Source organism: Massilia terrae, assembly GCF_024753145.1.
GTDB classification, from domain to species: Bacteria; Pseudomonadota; Gammaproteobacteria; order Burkholderiales; family Burkholderiaceae_D; genus Telluria; species Telluria terrae.
Genome location: NZ_JANUGU010000006.1, coordinates 73,061 through 87,705, shown reverse-complemented (window position 1 = coordinate 87,705; position 14,645 = coordinate 73,061). Strand labels below are relative to the sequence as shown.

Here is a 14,645-nt window from a genome sequence, read left to right as displayed (position 1 = left end):
GTCTCAGGCGTTGCCGGTTACCGATTCGCGGCAGGGCCCTTGGCGGCGGCAGATGTTTTGCCGCCGCTTTTTTTGCGCTTTACACTACACTGTCTGCTTTCAGGACGAGCGCAACACATGACAAGCCCCACTCTCGAATCCGTATTGACATGTCCGGTCTGCAAGCACGCGGCCACCGAAACCATGCCGACCGAGGCCTGCCAGTGGTTTTACGAATGCGCCAACTGCCACACGGTGCTACGTCCCCGCCAAGGCGATTGCTGCGTGTTCTGCTCCTACGGTACGGTCCCGTGTCCGCCGGTGCAACAGACCGGCAGCGCGTGCTGCTCCCGCAAGCCGGCCGGCGCCTGACCATGAGCGTCGACGTGCTGACTGAAACCGTGATCGCACGGCCGCGCAGCGAAGTCGCCGCCTATGCCTCGGATCCCGACAACGCGCCTGCCTGGTACGTGAACATCAAATCGGTCGAGTGGCAATCGGACCGGCCCCTGCGCATCGGTTCCTGCATCGCCTTCATCGCGCATTTCCTCGGGAAGCGACTGGCCTACACCTATGAAATCGTCGAGTTCGTTCCGGGCGAGCGCCTGCGGATGCGCACGGCACAGGGCCCGTTCCCGATGGAGACCATCTACACCTGGGAGTCCACCGGCGACAACGCGACCCGCATGCGCTTGCGTAACCGCGGCGAACCGCGCGGCTTCTCGAAGCTGATGACGCCGCTGATGTCCTTCGCCATGCGGCGCGCGAACCGCGCCGACCTTGCCCGTCTCAAGGCGCTGCTGGAACGGCGGGCCTGACACCGCCCCCTGGCATCAGCCCTCGAAGGGCCGCTTGCCCAGCACCTCCACCACATAATCCACGAAGCAAGTGATGCGCGCGGCCAGCGCGGTGTTGCGGTAGTAGACCGCGTTGACCGGCTGGCGCACGTCCACCGTTTGCTCCGGGAACAACTGCACCAGTGAACCGCTGCGGCGGTCCTCGCGCGTCATGAAATCCGACAGGCAGACGATGCCCAGTCCCGCCAGCGCCATCTGGCGCAGCGTCTCGCCGCTGGACGAGGCGATGGTCGGGCGGATGTGCGTGGTGCTGCCGTCGGCCTCGTGCAGCGGCCAGTCGTTCAGCGACTCGGGCTGGGTGAAGCCGAGCAGCACGTGCTGCCCAAGCTCGGCCGGCTCGGCCGGTGTGCCGTGGCGCTTGAGGTAGGCCGGGCTGGCCAGCACCCGCACGCGGCTGGTGCCGACGTGGCGCGCGTGCAAGGTCGAATCCTTCAGCACGCCGATGCGAAACGCGACGTCGGTGCGCTTTTCGATCAGGTCGGTGATGCCTTCGTTCGAGTTCAGCTCCAGCTCCACCTCCGGAAAGCGGACGCGGAAGCCGTCGATCAGCGGCACCAGCACATGCAGCATGAAGGGCGTGGCGGCGTCGACCCGCAGGCGCCCGGCGGGACGCATGCGCCGGGCCGCCATCTGCTCCTCGGCGGCGTCGACGGAATCCAGGATGGCGCGCGCATGCGCCAGGAAAGTGCCGCCTTCCTCGGTCAGCTCCAGCCGCCGCGTGGTCCGGCGCAGCAGGGTGGTCTGCAGCTTTTCCTCCAGCCGGCCCAGCGCGCGGCTGGTGGCCGAAATGGTCAGCCCGAGCAGTTCGGACGCGGCGGTGAGCGAACCCGTGTCCACCACGGCCACGAAGGCCTGCAATTCATCAAGGGTGGTCTTCATTATTGCATTGGGATCAAAAGTCTTTGGCGGATACCTATCTTAATCCGCAAATATAAACCAAGGACAATGGAATCCATCGAAAAACCGGATTCCTTCAAGGAGAAGCTTCAATGAAATCCTCCGCTGCTTTATGGGCCTTGGCCATCGGCGCGTTTGCCATCGGCACCACCGAATTTACCCCCATGGGCCTGCTGCCGGTGATCGCCGACGGCGTCAAGGTCAGCATTCCGACCGCCGGCATGCTGGTGTCGGCCTATGCGGTCGGCGTGATGGCCGGCGCGCCAGTGATGACCTTGCTGTTCAGCCGCTTCGGCAAGCGCGCGGCCCTGATGTCGCTGATGCTCATCTTCACCGCCGGCAACCTGCTGTCGGCCTTCGCGCCCAGCTACACGACCTTGCTGCTGTCGCGTCTCATCACCAGCCTCAACCACGGCGCCTTCTTCGGCATCGGCGCGGTGGTGGCGGCCAGCGTCGTGCCGAAAGAGAAACAGGCCAGCGCCATCGCCGCGATGTTCATGGGCCTAACCGTGGCCAATATCGGCGGCGTGCCGGCGGCGACCTGGATCGGCCAGCAGCTGGGCTGGCGCCTGGCCTTCGGCGGCACCGCCATGCTGGGCCTGATCACCATCGCCGCGTTGTGGCTGGCCCTGCCCAAGGGCGAGCCGGGCGCGCGGCCGGACGTGCGCCGCGAGTTGCAGGTGCTGACGCGCCGCGAAGTGCTGCTGGCCATGGGCACCACCGTGCTGGGCTCGGGCGCCATGTTTGCGCTGTACACCTACGTGGCGCCGATGCTGGCCGACATCACCCACGCCAGCCCGGGCTTCGTCGCCTTCGCGCTGGTGCTGATCGGCATTGGCTTCACGATCGGTAACAGCCTCGGCGGCCGGCTGGCGGACTGGTCGCTGGATGGCGCCACCAAGCTGATCCTTGGCGCACTGGCCCTCGTCATGGTCCTGCTGCCGCTGCTGCTGACCAGCCATGTCGGCGCGGCCATCGGCATGGTGGTCTGGGGCGCCGCCGCCTTCGGCATCGTGCCGCCGGTACAGATGCGCGTGATGCAGGCAGCGGCCCAGGCGCCAGGCTTGGCCTCGTCGGTCAACGTCGGCGCCTTCAACCTCGGCAATGCGGTCGGCGCGGCCCTCGGCGGCTTCGTGATCGGCCAGGGGCTGGGCTATGCCGCCGTGCCGCTGGTCGGCGCGGCGCTGGCCGCCGGCGGCCTGGGCCTGGTCTGGCTCGGCAACGCCGGCCGCCAGCGGGTCACAGCTTGCTCTTCTTCCATCTAACCAAGGAGTTTTTCATGCGTAACATCCCTTCTTTTGGCGTCGGCACCTTCCGCCTGAGCGGCCAGACCGTCATCGATTCAGTGCGTAACGCGCTGGACCTGGGCTATCGCGCCGTCGACACGGCCCAGATTTACGGCAACGAGGCGGAAGTCGGCCAGGCCGTCGCCGACAGCGGCGTGAAGCGCTCCGAGCTGTTCCTGACCACCAAGATCTGGACCGCGAACTACGCCAGGTCGCAGCTGGTGCCCAGCCTGCGCGACAGCCTGGAGAAACTGCGCACGGACTACGTGGACCTGCTGCTGATCCATTGGCCGGCGCCCGGCAACGGCGTCGAGCTGCCCGAGTACATGGAAGCGCTGGCCGAAGCCAGGCAGCTGGGCCTGGCGCGCCAGATCGGCATCTCGAACTTCAACATCGAGCTGACCAAACAGGCGATCGCCGTGGTCGGCAAGGACGAGATCGCCACCAACCAGATCGAGCTGAGCCCCTACCTGCAGGGCCGCAAGCTGACCGCCTTCCTCAAGGAGCAGGGCATCGCCGTGACCTCGTACATGACGCTGGCTTACGGCAAGGTGCTGAAGGACCCGGTGCTGGCGACAATCGCCGACAAGCACCAGGCCACGGTGGCGCAAGTGGCGCTGGCCTGGGCGCTGCAGCTGGGCTATTCGGTGATTCCGTCCTCGACCCGGCGCGAGAACCTGGCCAGCAACCTGCTGGCGCGCGCGCTGAAGCTGGATGCCGAGGACATGGCCCTGATCGCCGCCCTGGACCGCAACGGCCGCGAAGTCAGCCCCGAGGGCCTGGCCCCGGTGTGGGACTAAGGGGGAGCCTGCCATGAACGCTTCGCTGGCTCGCCTGAGCGCCGGAGGCTTCAGCATCGGCATCGAGGCCCCGCTCGACAATGACTGGACGCCGGCCGCCGAGCAGGCACGGCGCCAGTCGGCCCGCCTGCCCGGCGAGCCCGACCTGCGCCGCCACGCCGAACTGGCGCAGCTGGCAGACCGGCTCGGCTTTCGCGCGCTGTGGGTGCGCGACGTGCCGGTGTACGACCCGTCCTTCGGCGATGCGGCCCAGGTGTTCGAGGTGTTTTCCTACCTCGGCTTCCTGGCCGGCATCACGCGCGACATCCTGCTCGGCACGGCCGCCGTGGTGCTGCCGATCCGCGAGCCGCTGCTCACGCTGAAATCGGCGGCGACGGTGCAGCGCCTGAGCGGCAACCGCCTGCTGATGGGCGTGGCCAGTGGCGACCGGCCGGTGGAATATCCCCTGTTCGGCCGCGATTTCGAGGGCCGCGGCGCGAACTTCCGCGAGCAGGTGGCGCTGCTGCTCTATGGCGCGCAATCCGGGCTGCCTTCGGGCTTGAGCGTGCTGCCGCGGATGGATGCGCCGCTGCCGCTGCTGGTCGCGGGGCTGGCCCAGCAGAGCCCGGCTTGGGTGGGCGAGCACATGGACGGTTGCCTCGCCTATCCGGGCACGCCGGCCGACCATCTGCGCCGCGTCGCCGCCTGGCGCGCGGTGGCTGGTGCCAAGCCCTACGCCAGCTTCATCCACCTCGACCTGGCCGAGCGCGCCGACGAGCCGATACAGCGCTGGCGCTTCGGCTTTCGCGGCGGCCGCAACGCGCTGATCGACGAACTGCATGCCTTGCGCGCCGCCGGCGTCGATCATGTCGGCTTGCATTTCCGGCGCAACCAGCGTCCGCTTGACGACACCTTCCATGAAATCGCGGAGCACGTGCTGCCGCTTTTCCATGCAACATCCACACTGGAGCAATCTGATGAACACCCAGAAACCGCTGTTTGCGGGGCGTAGTTTCCGCGTCGATTACGACGGCCTGTCGGCGCATAACATCTATTCCGAAGATGGCGAAACGATCCAGTACGCCATCGTCGCCGGTCCCTACGCGGGCGCGCACGGCGAGGCGCGCATCCAGTGGCACCTGGTGAGCGAGGGCATCTACGCGATCTCGTGGCAGGAGGCCGATGGCGCGACCGTCGTGCATATCGATGATTTCATCCGAGGGCGCTCGCAGGCCTTCTTCACGGCGGCCGACCTGGGCTTCCACCGGATGCACGGACCGCTGTCACAGCTGCAGGCCTGAGCGCACGTCGCTTTTGTTCAATACCTGAGCCAATCAGGAACTTAAGCTGATCCTTTTGATCAAAAGGACCAGCAACATGCTTCCAGTTTGCGCGCCACACCGCGCTGTCGTCTGCGCTGCCGGCAGCGGCGGGGACGTCATCCCGTTCATCGAAATCGCCCGCACCCTGGCGGCGCGCGGCGTGGAAACGACCCTGCTCGGCCCGGCCCGCTACCGCGCGCTGCTGGGCGATCCGGCGGTCAGCTATCGCAGCATCGGCGGCGACGATGTGTTCGACGATGTGTTCAACCGGCCAGAGGTGTGGACGGCGCGGCATGGCTTGTCGGAATCGTGGCGCTACTACGCGGAGGCGGCTCGCACCGGACTCACGCAGTTGCGGCAGGGATGGAACCCGGCGGACACGGTGCTGGTCAGCTCCTCGTTTGCGGCCGCGGCGCGGCTGGCCGAGGAGCTGGACGGTTTCCGCAACCTGACGGTGCACCTGTCGCCGTCGATCGTCTGGTCGGCCCGGCGGCCGCCGCGCTGGCCGGCCGCCAGCATTCCCCCGGCCTGGCCTTATCCGGTGCGGCGGATGGCGATGTCGGCGGCGGAATGGGCTTTCGTCGATCCCGTCATCAAGCGCGCCCTCAATCCCTTGCGGCAGGCGCGCGGCCTGGCGCCGGTGTCGCGGATCTTCTCGCGCTGGGTGCACGGGGGCCAGGTCGCCTATGCATTTCCGCGGTGGTTTGCGGAGCCAGCAAGCGACTGGCCGCAGGGCCGGTTCGCGGGCTTCGTGATGCCGGCGGCGGCGCGGGGTGGATTGCCGCCCGAGCTGGCGCGTTTCACCGCCGCTGGCCAATCCATCGCGGTCATCACCGCCGGCACCGCCGTGGCCGAGCGGCCGCAATGGGTCAAGCGCGCCTGCGAGGCGGCCGTCGCGGAACTCTACCGTGTCGTGCTGGTCTCGCACGATCCCGCTCCCATCGCCCATCCCGACGTGCTGAGCTTGCCGTATGTGCCCTTCGACCAGCTGCTGCCGCGCGCCGGACTGCTGATCCATCACGGCGGCATCGGCACCATGGCGCAGGCGCTTGCTGCCGGCGTGGCCCAGCTGATGGTGCCGGTGACGCATGACCAGCCGGACAATGCCCAGAGGCTCCAGTCGCTGGGCGCGGGCCTGCAGGTCAAGCCGCACGCCAATGTCCAGGAATTCCGCCACGCGATCCGCCAGGTGCGGTCACCGGCGACCGCGGACGCGCTGTGGCAGCTGCGCGGGAAGATGAAGCTGGAGGGCGGCGCCGCCGCAATCGCGGAGATGGCGCTGGCCGCTGATCCAGCTTGACAGGCAAGCGTTTACGTAACATCATAAGTTACATGAAACGCGATAGCCGGCTCTCTTCTGTTCTCCACGCGCTCCTCCACATGGCGGAGCATGATGGTTTGATGACGTCCGACGAGCTTGCGCTCTGCCTCGGCACCAACCCGGTGGTAGTCCGCCGCACCATGGGCTTGCTGCGCGACGCCGGCATCGTCAGCGCCGTGCGCGGCCATGCGGGCGGCTGGCAGATCGCGGTGGACCTCGGGACGATCACCTTGCGCCAGCTGCACGAGGTGCTGGGCGAACCGGCAGTGTTCGCCATCGGCAACCGCAGCGAGGAGACCGAATGCCGGGTCGAACAAGCGGTCAATGCCGCGCTGGCTGACGCGTTTGCGGAAGCGGAAGCCCTGCTGCTGCAGCGGTTCCAAAACATCACCCTTGCCGAGCTGGCTGCCGATTTCAAGCGGCGGCCCGCGGCGCGCCATTCAAAAGGAGGCAAGCATGCAATATGACGTGATCGTCATCGGGGGCAGCTACGCCGGGATGGCGGCGGCCCTCCAGCTGGTGCGGGCACGCAGGAAAGTGCTCGTGATCGACGGCGGCCAACGGCGCAACCGGTTCGCCAGCCATTCGCATGGTTTCCTCGGGCAGGATGGCGTCGCGCCGGGCGAGATCGCGCGGGCCGCGCGCGCGCAGCTCGAAGCGTACCCGACGCTGACCTGGCACGATGGGATCGCTGAAACGGCCAGCGGGGTGCGGGATGAATTCGTGGTGCGCACGGCTAACGGTGAAAGCCATTCCGGCCGTCGCCTGCTGTTTGCCACCGGCGTCAAGGACGACCTGCCTGCCATCCCGGGGCTGGCCGAGCGTTGGGGAAAGGCGGTCTTCCACTGCCCGTATTGCCACGGCTACGAACTCGACCAGGGCCGGATCGGCGTGATCGGCACCGGCCCGGCTTCAGTCCACCAGGCCGAAATGCTGACGGAGTGGGGCGACGTGACTTTCCTCACCAATGGCGTCGTCGAGCTCGATGCGGCCACGCGGCGGGCATTGCGGGACCGCGGCGTCACCATCGAGGAAGGCAGGATAGCCAGGCTCGACGGAGCAGCCGACGCCGTGATGGCCGACGGCCGCCGTCTTGCCTTCGCGGGCTTCTTCACGGCGCCGCGCTGCACGCCGTCCACTTCGCTGGCCGACAGCATGGGCTGCGAGACCGAAGAAACCCCGATGGGCATCCAGCTCCGGACCGATGCCACAAAGGAAACGTCGGTCAAGGGCGCTTACGCCTGCGGTGACGTCGGGCGCGCCCCGCATTCGGTGTCGCTGGCGGTCGGTGACGGCGCGTGGGCCGGCGTGAACGTGCACCGGTCGCTGATCTGGCCTGACGGCGGGCGATGAAAATGGCTTGATCGGGCAAAGCGGAGGTGGTAACGTTAACAAGACGAACTCCACTCCGACAGGCTCCCCTCATGACCAACCCGCGACGTCAATTCCTTCAACAACTGGCGGCGGGCGCGGCCCTGGCCGGCGTCGCGGATGCTCCGCATGCCGCGGATGCTCCACGGCGCCCGCTCAACCTGCTGCTGGTCTTCCCCGACGAAATGCGCGCCCAGGCGCAACAATTCATGGGCATGGATCCGGTCCTGACCCCGCGCATCGACCGCTTCGCCCGCGAAGCCGTGGTGATGCGCCAGGCCGTGTCCAATTACCCGCTGTGCACGCCGGCCCGCGCCATGATGATGACCGGGCAGTATCCCATCCATAACGGCATGACGGGCAACTGCCATGACTACGGCGCCCTGGTCGGCATCGACCTGTCGCGCTATGCGCACTGCTGGTCGGATGTGCTCAAGGCCCGGGGCTATGCCACCGGCTACGTCGGCAAATGGCATCTGGATGCGCCGCATGCGCCGTACGTCGACAGTTACAACAACCCGGTGCACGGCGTGAAATGGAATGAATGGACGCCGCCGGAGCGCCGCCACGGCTTCGACTTCTGGCATGCCTACGGCACCTTCGACCGTCACCTGACGCCGATGTACTGGACCAATGAGAGTACCCGCGACACCCCCATCCACGTGAATCAATGGGGGCCGGAACATGAAGCCGAGGTGGCGATCCGCTTCCTGCGCAATGAAGGCGGCAAGATGCGCGACGCCGCCAAGCCGTTCGCCCTGGTGGTGTCGATGAACCCGCCGCATTCGCCCTACAACCAGGTGCCGCAGCGTTACCTGGACCTGTACACAGGACGAAGCAAGCGCGAGCTCAACCCCAAGGCCAATGTCGACTGGAACAAGGCGTATGAAAGCGGCCTGGGACCGGATCATGCGCAAGCCTATTTCGCCATGGTCAGTGGCGTGGACGAGCAGTTCGGCCGTATTCTCGACGCGCTGGATGCCAGCGGCGAGCGCGACAATACGCTGGTGGTGTTCTGTTCCGACCATGGCTGCTGCCTGGGCGCGCACGGAGAGCCGACCAAGAATAATCCCTACGAGGAGTCGATGCGGATTCCCATGATGTTCCGGCTGCCCGGCGCCCTCGCGCCGCGTACGGACGACGCGCTGATGTCGCTGCCGGACCTGTACCCGACCATGCTGGGCCTGCTTGGACTGGGCCAGCAGGTGCCGGCCACGGTGGAGGGCGATGACCTGTCGGCACGGGTGCGCACCGGCAAGGGCAGTACGGCCACGTCGCAGTTGTACCTGGCCGTGCCATACGGCGGCAATGCCTTCGGCAAACGCGGCGTGCGCACCGAGCGCTACACGCTGGTGGTGGAGCGGCGCGACAAGCAGGCTTTGCGCCACCGCTTGTTCGACAACCAGCGCGATCCGTTGCAGATGCAGGACATCGCGGGCGAGAATCCGGCGCTGGTCGACGACCTGGTCAAGCGCGAACTGGAGCCGTGGCTGGAACGCACCGGCGATCCGTGGCGACCAGCGCCCTTCGATACGACGGGGCGCGCGGGTTCGGACTTCCGGCCTGCAGTCAAGCCGGGTAGCGACAGCTGATCCATCCACTGGCAACCGCAGCCTGTCACGAAAGCGATACCGTCGTTCCCGCGCAGGCGGGAACGACGTTTGCACTTACTCCACAGCTAACGCAGACAGCATAAAAAAGGCCCGGCGATAAAGCCGGGCCAACACTGCGAACAGAAATTGCTGCTTGCGATCAGAAGCTGGCGTCCAGACGCAGGCCCAGGTAGCGGGATGCATCACGTGCCGGGATCCAGGTCTTCGCCTGCACCGCTTTGCCGCCCGGCAGGCCCCAGCCGGTGGTGCTGTTGGCGTTCGCGACCGTGATGCCATTCCCCATGCCGACCGCGTACGACTTGTCCAACAGGTTGTTGATGAAGAAGGTGAGGCGATAACGGTCACGCTTGTCGTGCAGGCCGGCGCTCAGGTTCAGGATGCCGTAGGCCGACTGGATCGTGTCCGGGTCCTGGTTCAGGCTGAACTGGGTCGCGCTCTGCCAGCGGTAGGCGCCGTTGACGAAGGCATCGAAACTGCGGCCTGCCAGCGGGATGTCGTACTGCATGCCGACATTGGCCTTGACCTTGGGTGCGTTCGGCAGGGTCTTGCCGGCCAGGTTCTGCACGGGCGTGGTGCCGTAGGTCGGGTTGGCCGCGCAGTCGCCGCCCGGAACCGAGGCGCCAGCGGCATTGATCACGTTGTAGCAAGGACCGTTGTCGAATTCCTTGATGGTCGCCTGGGTGTAGGCAAAGCTGCCGTTGAACTGCAGTTCGCGCGTCACGCGGATGCCGCCGTCCAGCTCCACACCGCGCGTGCGCAGCTTGCCGATGCTGTGCAGCATGGTGGTATAGATGCCGGTGACCGGATCGATGAAGCCGGCCGATTGCTGGAAACCCTTGTAGTCAGTGTTGAACAGGGCCACGTTCAGCATGGCGCGGTTGTTCAGCAGCGACATCTTGGCACCCAGCTCGAAGTTGTGTGCAGTCTCCGCCGGCACCGGGCTGTTCCTGGCCGTGTTGGCGTTGAAGCTGCTGGTCAGGTCGTAGGCGACGCCTTTGTGCCCGGTCGAGAACATCGCGTAGGTCATGATGTCCGGGTTGATGCGGTGTTCCACGCCCAGCTTGCCGGTCTTGTCGACATTGCTGTTGCTGCCGTTGAAGAACTGGGTCAGGACCTGGCCGGCGCCGGGCGCGGCGTATTTGTTGAAGTTGTAGCCGGTGCCTTCGTGGTTCAGGCGCAGGCCGGCGATCAGGCTGGTGCTGGGGACGATGTCATACGATGCCTGGCCGAATGCGGCGCTGCTGATATTCCAGGCCTGCGCCTTGTAGAAGGCCGAATAGCTGGTCTCGGGCAGGCGGTGCAGCTGGCGCTCCAGCCAGTTGTCGCCCCACCACAGGCCGGCCACGTACTTCAGGCGCCCGGTGTTGGGCGAGGTCAGGCGCAGTTCCTCGGTGGCGGCGCGGGTGTTGAAGAAGCCTTGCTGGTACAGGCCGCCCGGCTGGCCGGCCAGCGAGCCGTTGACGCCTTTCAGGTACTGCAGCACGTTGCCGTCGGTGCCGTCGCCATCATTGGTGTCGTCCATGTGATAGGTGGTGTACGACGTGATGGAGGCCAGGGTATGGCCGGCCAGCAGCGAATCCGGCCCGAATTCGTACTGCGCCTTGAACGCGGCGCCGCCATCATGGAAGACACCGCCCACCGCGTAATCGTTGCGGAGCGAGCGGTTGCCCGGCGCGATATTGATGCCTTGCAGGAGCGACGAGGCCGGCAAGTTGGGGTTGCCCACGTACAGGGCGCCCGGCGTCAGGTAGGTCAGCACCGATTGGCAGCACGGCGCCGCCGTCTCGCTGTAGTGCGGCGAGAAGGTCAGGGTCAGGTTATCGGTCGGATACCAGTCGAACTTGGCGTTGAAGCTCTTGCCGCGCGAACCGTTGATCTTGCCGCCGCTGGTCAGGTTGTTGACGTTGCCGGCGTAGTCGGTCTTGCTGGCCGACAGGCGCATGCGGAATTCGTCCGTCACCGCGCCGGACAGCGAAGCGCCGACGCGCCATTCGCGATCGTTGGTCGACTGCGCGCTGACCAAGGTCTTTAGCGGGCCGCCGGAGGTCTTGGTGGTGATATTCAGCGCACCGGCGATCGAGCTCTTGCCGAACAGCGTGCTTTGCGGGCCTTTCAGCACCTCGACCCTGGCCACGTCGGCCAGGTCCTTGAAGGCATCGGCCTGGATGGCGACCGGCACGTCATCGACGATCACCGACACGTCGGTCTCCACGCCGACACCCAGCGAGTAGGTGCCAATGCCGCGCATGTTCAGGGTGTTGTTGCCGGGCTGGTTGCCGTAGGTGATGGTCAGCGCCGGCGCCAGCGCCGGCAGGTCGTCCATGCCGCGCACGTTGGCTTTTTGCAGGGTCGATTCGTTCAGCACCGTAATCGCCGCCGGGACATCCTGCAGGTTCTGGGCGCGTTTGTTCGCGGTCACCACCACCGTTTCGAGCTGCGCGTTGTCTTTTTTCGCGCCATCGTCGGCCGCGTGGGTGAAAGCCGGCAAGCTTGCCCCGACCAAGGCCAGGGCCGCGGCAATTGGGCGCAAGGCACACGGTGGATAGATCTGTTGGGGTCTGTAAAACATGTTGTGCTCCTACTCCTCTGAGGCGTGCTGTACACGCTCTATTAATCTAAAGGTAACGTTACCACGTTTCAGCCAAAAAAAACGCCGGAGATCGACGACAACACATTCCAGCCTTGGTTAAGGTAACGTTATCACTTCATCTTGTGCATGTAAAGTAGGGTTGTGAATGTACAACGCTATTGCAGGCGGCCCAACGACATCGAAGGCGGGGCCTGCCGCGGGTCAGCGCCCCAGGCCTTGTTCGGCTCGGGGCCCATCGTGAATTCCAGTTTGCCGCCGTTCGCGACGTCGGCGTGGCTGATCCACGGCCTGGTCCACGGCTTGCCGTTGAGCGTCGCTGACTGGATGTAGATATTCCGGGGCGAGTTGTTGCGGGCGACGATGTCGAACACCTTGCCGCTGCCCAGGTGCAGGCGGACCTGGTCGAAGATCGGGCTGCCCAGGATGTAGTCCGGGCTGGACGGATCGACAGGATAGAAACCCATCGCGCTGAGGACGTACCAGGACGAGGTCGAGCCCTGGTCGTCCATGCCGGGGTAGGCGTAGCCGCTGGCATCGCTGCCATACAGCTCGTCAAGGATGCGGCGTACCAGCGCCTGCGTTTTCCAAGGCTGGCCGCTCCACGCATACAGGTAAGCGGCCTGCTGGTCCGGCTGGTTGCCCTGCACGTACTGTCCGAGCATGCCGGTGCAGTCGCGGCAAATCCCCTTGGCCGTGTAGGGCGTCGAGAAGAATGCGTCGAGCTTGGCGTTGAAGGCGGCGCGTCCGCCGAGCAGGCCGACCAGGCCTTGCACGTCGTGCGGCACCAGCCACAGCGTGGACCAGCCCGAAGCCTCCTTCATCATGAAGTTGTAGTAGGGCTCGCCGGGATCGAAGGGAGAAATCCACTTGCCGTCCGCAGTGCGGCCGCGCATGAAGCCCACCGAGGCATCGAATACATTGCGGTAGTTGGCGGCGCGACGCCGGAACATCTGCGCGTCGTCCGTCTTGCCGAGCCGGCGCGCCATATCGGACAGCGCATAGTCATCCCAGGCGTATTCGAGCGTCTTGGCGACGCCGGCATTGCCGTCCGCATAGGGCGGGCTTGGATTTCCCGGCGGGACGATGTCGGAGATCCAGCCGTACTGTATGTACTCGGCCAGGTGGCCGCGCGGCCCTTTGGGATCGGTCGCGTTCTTGCGCAGGTACGCATAGGCGGCTGCGTAATCGAACGGGATGCCGCGCTGCATCGCGCCGTCGTACATGAGCACCGCGTGGTCGCCATGGAAGGAGGTGTTCATGTAGCCGCGCTCGCGGGCCATATCCAGTTCGGAGCGCATGATGTCCTGCACGACCTGTGGTTCGAGCAGCATCAGCAGCGCGATCTGGTTGCGGCCGGTATCCCAGAAAGGCACCGGGGCGTAGTGGTCGTAATCAGCGACGGAGGCATGGCCTTCGGCGCCGGTGACCTGCTCGCCCTTGCGTGCCATCAGGCGCGGGCTGGCGAAGGAGTGGTACAGCGTGGAATAAAACAGCATGCGCTGCTTCGGTGTCCCGCCGCTGACTTCGACACAGCCGAGCAGCTGCGCCCAGGTGTCGCGCGCCTGCTTGTGCACGCGCTCGAAATTAAAGTCGGGAACCTCGCTGCGCAGGCGCTGCTCGGCTTGCTCGGCGCTGTAGCCGTGGGCGACCTTTACCAGCACCTGTTCGCCGGCCCGGGTGGCGAAGGTGAGGTAGGCGCCCGCGTAGTTACCGGCCACCGTGCGCCGGCCGGCCTCGACGTCCTTGTCGCCGAGCCCGAACCAGGGCTTGTCGACGTTCGCATGGAAGGTGCCGAAGCTGGTGAACGGGCGCGAGAACTCCGCGACGAACCACGGGCCGTCCGAATCGCGCTCCGAGCCTTTGCGCGTGGCGACGCCGCGAATCTTGCGGTCGCCGACCACCTCCACATTGCCGCCCGGCCGGCGCAGGTTGATGATGACGTTGGAGCGCTGGCTCGCCGGAAAGGTGAAGCGCATCAGGCTGGCCGACTGCGTCGCCGTCAGTTCCACCTTGGTGTTGAAGGTGGCGAGGTCGACGGCGTAATAGCCGGGCGACGCTTTCTCGGTCGCCTTGTCGTAATAGGACTGCGAATAATGCGGTGGCACGGTCCAGCCGCCCACGACGGGCATGATCATCGGTGCGGCGCGGCCGCCATAGGTCGAGCCGCCGCCGGTGAAGCCGATCATCGTCGGGCTGGCGTAGGCGTAGGAAGCGGGAACGCCGGTGGGATAGGTGAGATCGACGTTGACATTGACCGGCGCGGCCTCGGTCAGGCTTTGCGGGAGGCTCGCGCCCGGCGACGTCAGGCCGGAATACAGCGGCTCGCCCGGTGGCGGCGCGTTGCCGATCAATTTCTGCTGGTCTAAGGGTGCGGTGCCGACCAAGGGGTTGGCGGCGTCGATGGCGGGGGTTGCCGGTGCGCGTTGGGCGAGCGCGACCCCGATGCCAAAGGGCAGGAATGCCGCCAGTGCGGCGGCTCGGACAATACGCCATGAAGCGCGGCGGCGAAAATATGGGAGTGAATCGTCCAAGGCCCCTCCACAGATATATTTGCTTTCCGCGAGCTCGCGGGTGCTTCAAGCAATTTATCCAAGGAGAGGGGGATGGCTCAACAAGTTCCCAAATTTCCG

Annotated in this window: 13 protein-coding genes; 10 read left to right on the top strand and 3 right to left on the bottom strand. The window is 66.0% G+C overall.

The genetic code is table 11. The features are described from left to right. The first annotated feature begins 117 nt into the window (after nt 1-117). Together NX778_RS17100 and NX778_RS17095 are read left to right on the top strand one after the other, a co-directional pair. Nucleotides 118-351 carry a GDCCVxC domain-containing (seleno)protein gene (locus NX778_RS17100; protein WP_258812987.1) on the top strand — a complete coding sequence of 78 codons (234 nt, stop codon included), beginning with the start codon at nt 118-120 and terminating at the stop codon, nt 349-351. Then, nucleotides 321-797, top strand: a complete 477-nt coding sequence (locus NX778_RS17095) for an SRPBCC family protein (RefSeq protein ID WP_258812986.1) — start codon at nt 321-323, stop codon at nt 795-797. Before NX778_RS17100 ends, NX778_RS17095 begins: the two co-directional genes overlap by 31 nt. Nucleotides 798-812: 15 nt before the next feature. Here NX778_RS17095 and NX778_RS17090 read toward each other — a convergent pair whose 3' ends face one another. Continuing rightward, on the bottom strand, nt 813-1,715 hold the full coding sequence (locus NX778_RS17090; protein WP_258812985.1) for a LysR substrate-binding domain-containing protein: 903 nt from the start codon (nt 1,713-1,715) through the stop codon (nt 813-815). Between the two features lie 110 nt (nt 1,716-1,825). Here NX778_RS17090 and NX778_RS17085 point away from each other — a divergent pair, with 110 nt between their 5' ends. From NX778_RS17085 to NX778_RS17050, 8 genes are all read left to right on the top strand, one after another. Then, nucleotides 1,826-2,998: an MFS transporter gene (locus NX778_RS17085; RefSeq protein ID WP_258812984.1), complete on the top strand. Its 1,173-nt coding sequence runs from the start codon at nt 1,826-1,828 to the stop codon at nt 2,996-2,998. Nucleotides 2,999-3,012: 14 nt separating this feature from the next. Next, complete coding sequence (dkgB, locus tag NX778_RS17080) at nt 3,013-3,819, top strand: 2,5-didehydrogluconate reductase DkgB (protein WP_258812983.1); 807 nt, start codon at nt 3,013-3,015, stop codon at nt 3,817-3,819. 13 nt (nt 3,820-3,832) lie between these two features. Next, complete coding sequence (locus NX778_RS17075; RefSeq protein WP_258812982.1) at nt 3,833-4,810, top strand: TIGR03571 family LLM class oxidoreductase; 978 nt, start codon at nt 3,833-3,835, stop codon at nt 4,808-4,810. Next, on the top strand, nt 4,776-5,099 hold the full coding sequence (locus NX778_RS17070) for a phenolic acid decarboxylase (RefSeq protein ID WP_258812981.1): 324 nt from the start codon (nt 4,776-4,778) through the stop codon (nt 5,097-5,099). The genes NX778_RS17075 and NX778_RS17070 overlap by 35 nt, the downstream gene beginning before the upstream one ends. Nucleotides 5,100-5,175: 76 nt before the next feature. Beyond that, nucleotides 5,176-6,420, top strand: a complete 1,245-nt coding sequence (locus NX778_RS17065; protein ID WP_258812980.1) for a glycosyltransferase — start codon at nt 5,176-5,178, stop codon at nt 6,418-6,420. A 32-nt stretch (nt 6,421-6,452) separates the two neighbouring features. Then, on the top strand, nt 6,453-6,908 hold the full coding sequence (locus NX778_RS17060; protein ID WP_258812979.1) for an RrF2 family transcriptional regulator: 456 nt from the start codon (nt 6,453-6,455) through the stop codon (nt 6,906-6,908). Then, entirely contained in the window at nt 6,898-7,794 is an 897-nt protein-coding gene (locus NX778_RS17055) for an NAD(P)/FAD-dependent oxidoreductase (RefSeq protein ID WP_258812978.1), read from the top strand. Before NX778_RS17060 ends, NX778_RS17055 begins: the two co-directional genes overlap by 11 nt. A gap of 71 nt (nt 7,795-7,865) precedes the next feature. Beyond that, entirely contained in the window at nt 7,866-9,404 is a 1,539-nt protein-coding gene (locus NX778_RS17050) for a sulfatase family protein (protein WP_258812977.1), read from the top strand. Between the two features lie 160 nt (nt 9,405-9,564). On the opposite strand, the gene NX778_RS17045 is transcribed toward NX778_RS17050, so the two are convergent. Together NX778_RS17045 and NX778_RS17040 are read right to left on the bottom strand one after the other, a co-directional pair. Beyond that, entirely contained in the window at nt 9,565-11,994 is a 2,430-nt protein-coding gene (locus NX778_RS17045) for a TonB-dependent receptor (RefSeq protein ID WP_258812976.1), read from the bottom strand. Between the two features lie 176 nt (nt 11,995-12,170). Further along, complete coding sequence (locus NX778_RS17040; RefSeq protein ID WP_258812975.1) at nt 12,171-14,546, bottom strand: GH92 family glycosyl hydrolase; 2,376 nt, start codon at nt 14,544-14,546, stop codon at nt 12,171-12,173. Nucleotides 14,547-14,645: the final 99 nt, after the last annotated feature.

What these genes read in the sequence shown, in the direction of transcription:
- NX778_RS17045 (WP_258812976.1), bottom strand. Translation starts at nt 11,994, where the DNA reads ATGTTTTACAGACCCCAACAGATCTATCCACCGTGTGCCTTGCGCCCA.
- NX778_RS17050 (WP_258812977.1), top strand. Translation starts at nt 7,866, where the DNA reads ATGACCAACCCGCGACGTCAATTCCTTCAACAACTGGCGGCGGGCGCG.
- NX778_RS17075 (WP_258812982.1), top strand. Translation starts at nt 3,833, where the DNA reads ATGAACGCTTCGCTGGCTCGCCTGAGCGCCGGAGGCTTCAGCATCGGC.
- NX778_RS17070 (WP_258812981.1), top strand. Translation starts at nt 4,776, where the DNA reads ATGAACACCCAGAAACCGCTGTTTGCGGGGCGTAGTTTCCGCGTCGAT.
- NX778_RS17090 (WP_258812985.1), bottom strand. Translation starts at nt 1,715, where the DNA reads ATGAAGACCACCCTTGATGAATTGCAGGCCTTCGTGGCCGTGGTGGAC.
- NX778_RS17085 (WP_258812984.1), top strand. Translation starts at nt 1,826, where the DNA reads ATGAAATCCTCCGCTGCTTTATGGGCCTTGGCCATCGGCGCGTTTGCC.
- dkgB (WP_258812983.1), top strand. Translation starts at nt 3,013, where the DNA reads ATGCGTAACATCCCTTCTTTTGGCGTCGGCACCTTCCGCCTGAGCGGC.
- NX778_RS17100 (WP_258812987.1), top strand. Translation starts at nt 118, where the DNA reads ATGACAAGCCCCACTCTCGAATCCGTATTGACATGTCCGGTCTGCAAG.
- NX778_RS17060 (WP_258812979.1), top strand. Translation starts at nt 6,453, where the DNA reads ATGAAACGCGATAGCCGGCTCTCTTCTGTTCTCCACGCGCTCCTCCAC.
- NX778_RS17065 (WP_258812980.1), top strand. Translation starts at nt 5,176, where the DNA reads ATGCTTCCAGTTTGCGCGCCACACCGCGCTGTCGTCTGCGCTGCCGGC.
- NX778_RS17055 (WP_258812978.1), top strand. Translation starts at nt 6,898, where the DNA reads ATGCAATATGACGTGATCGTCATCGGGGGCAGCTACGCCGGGATGGCG.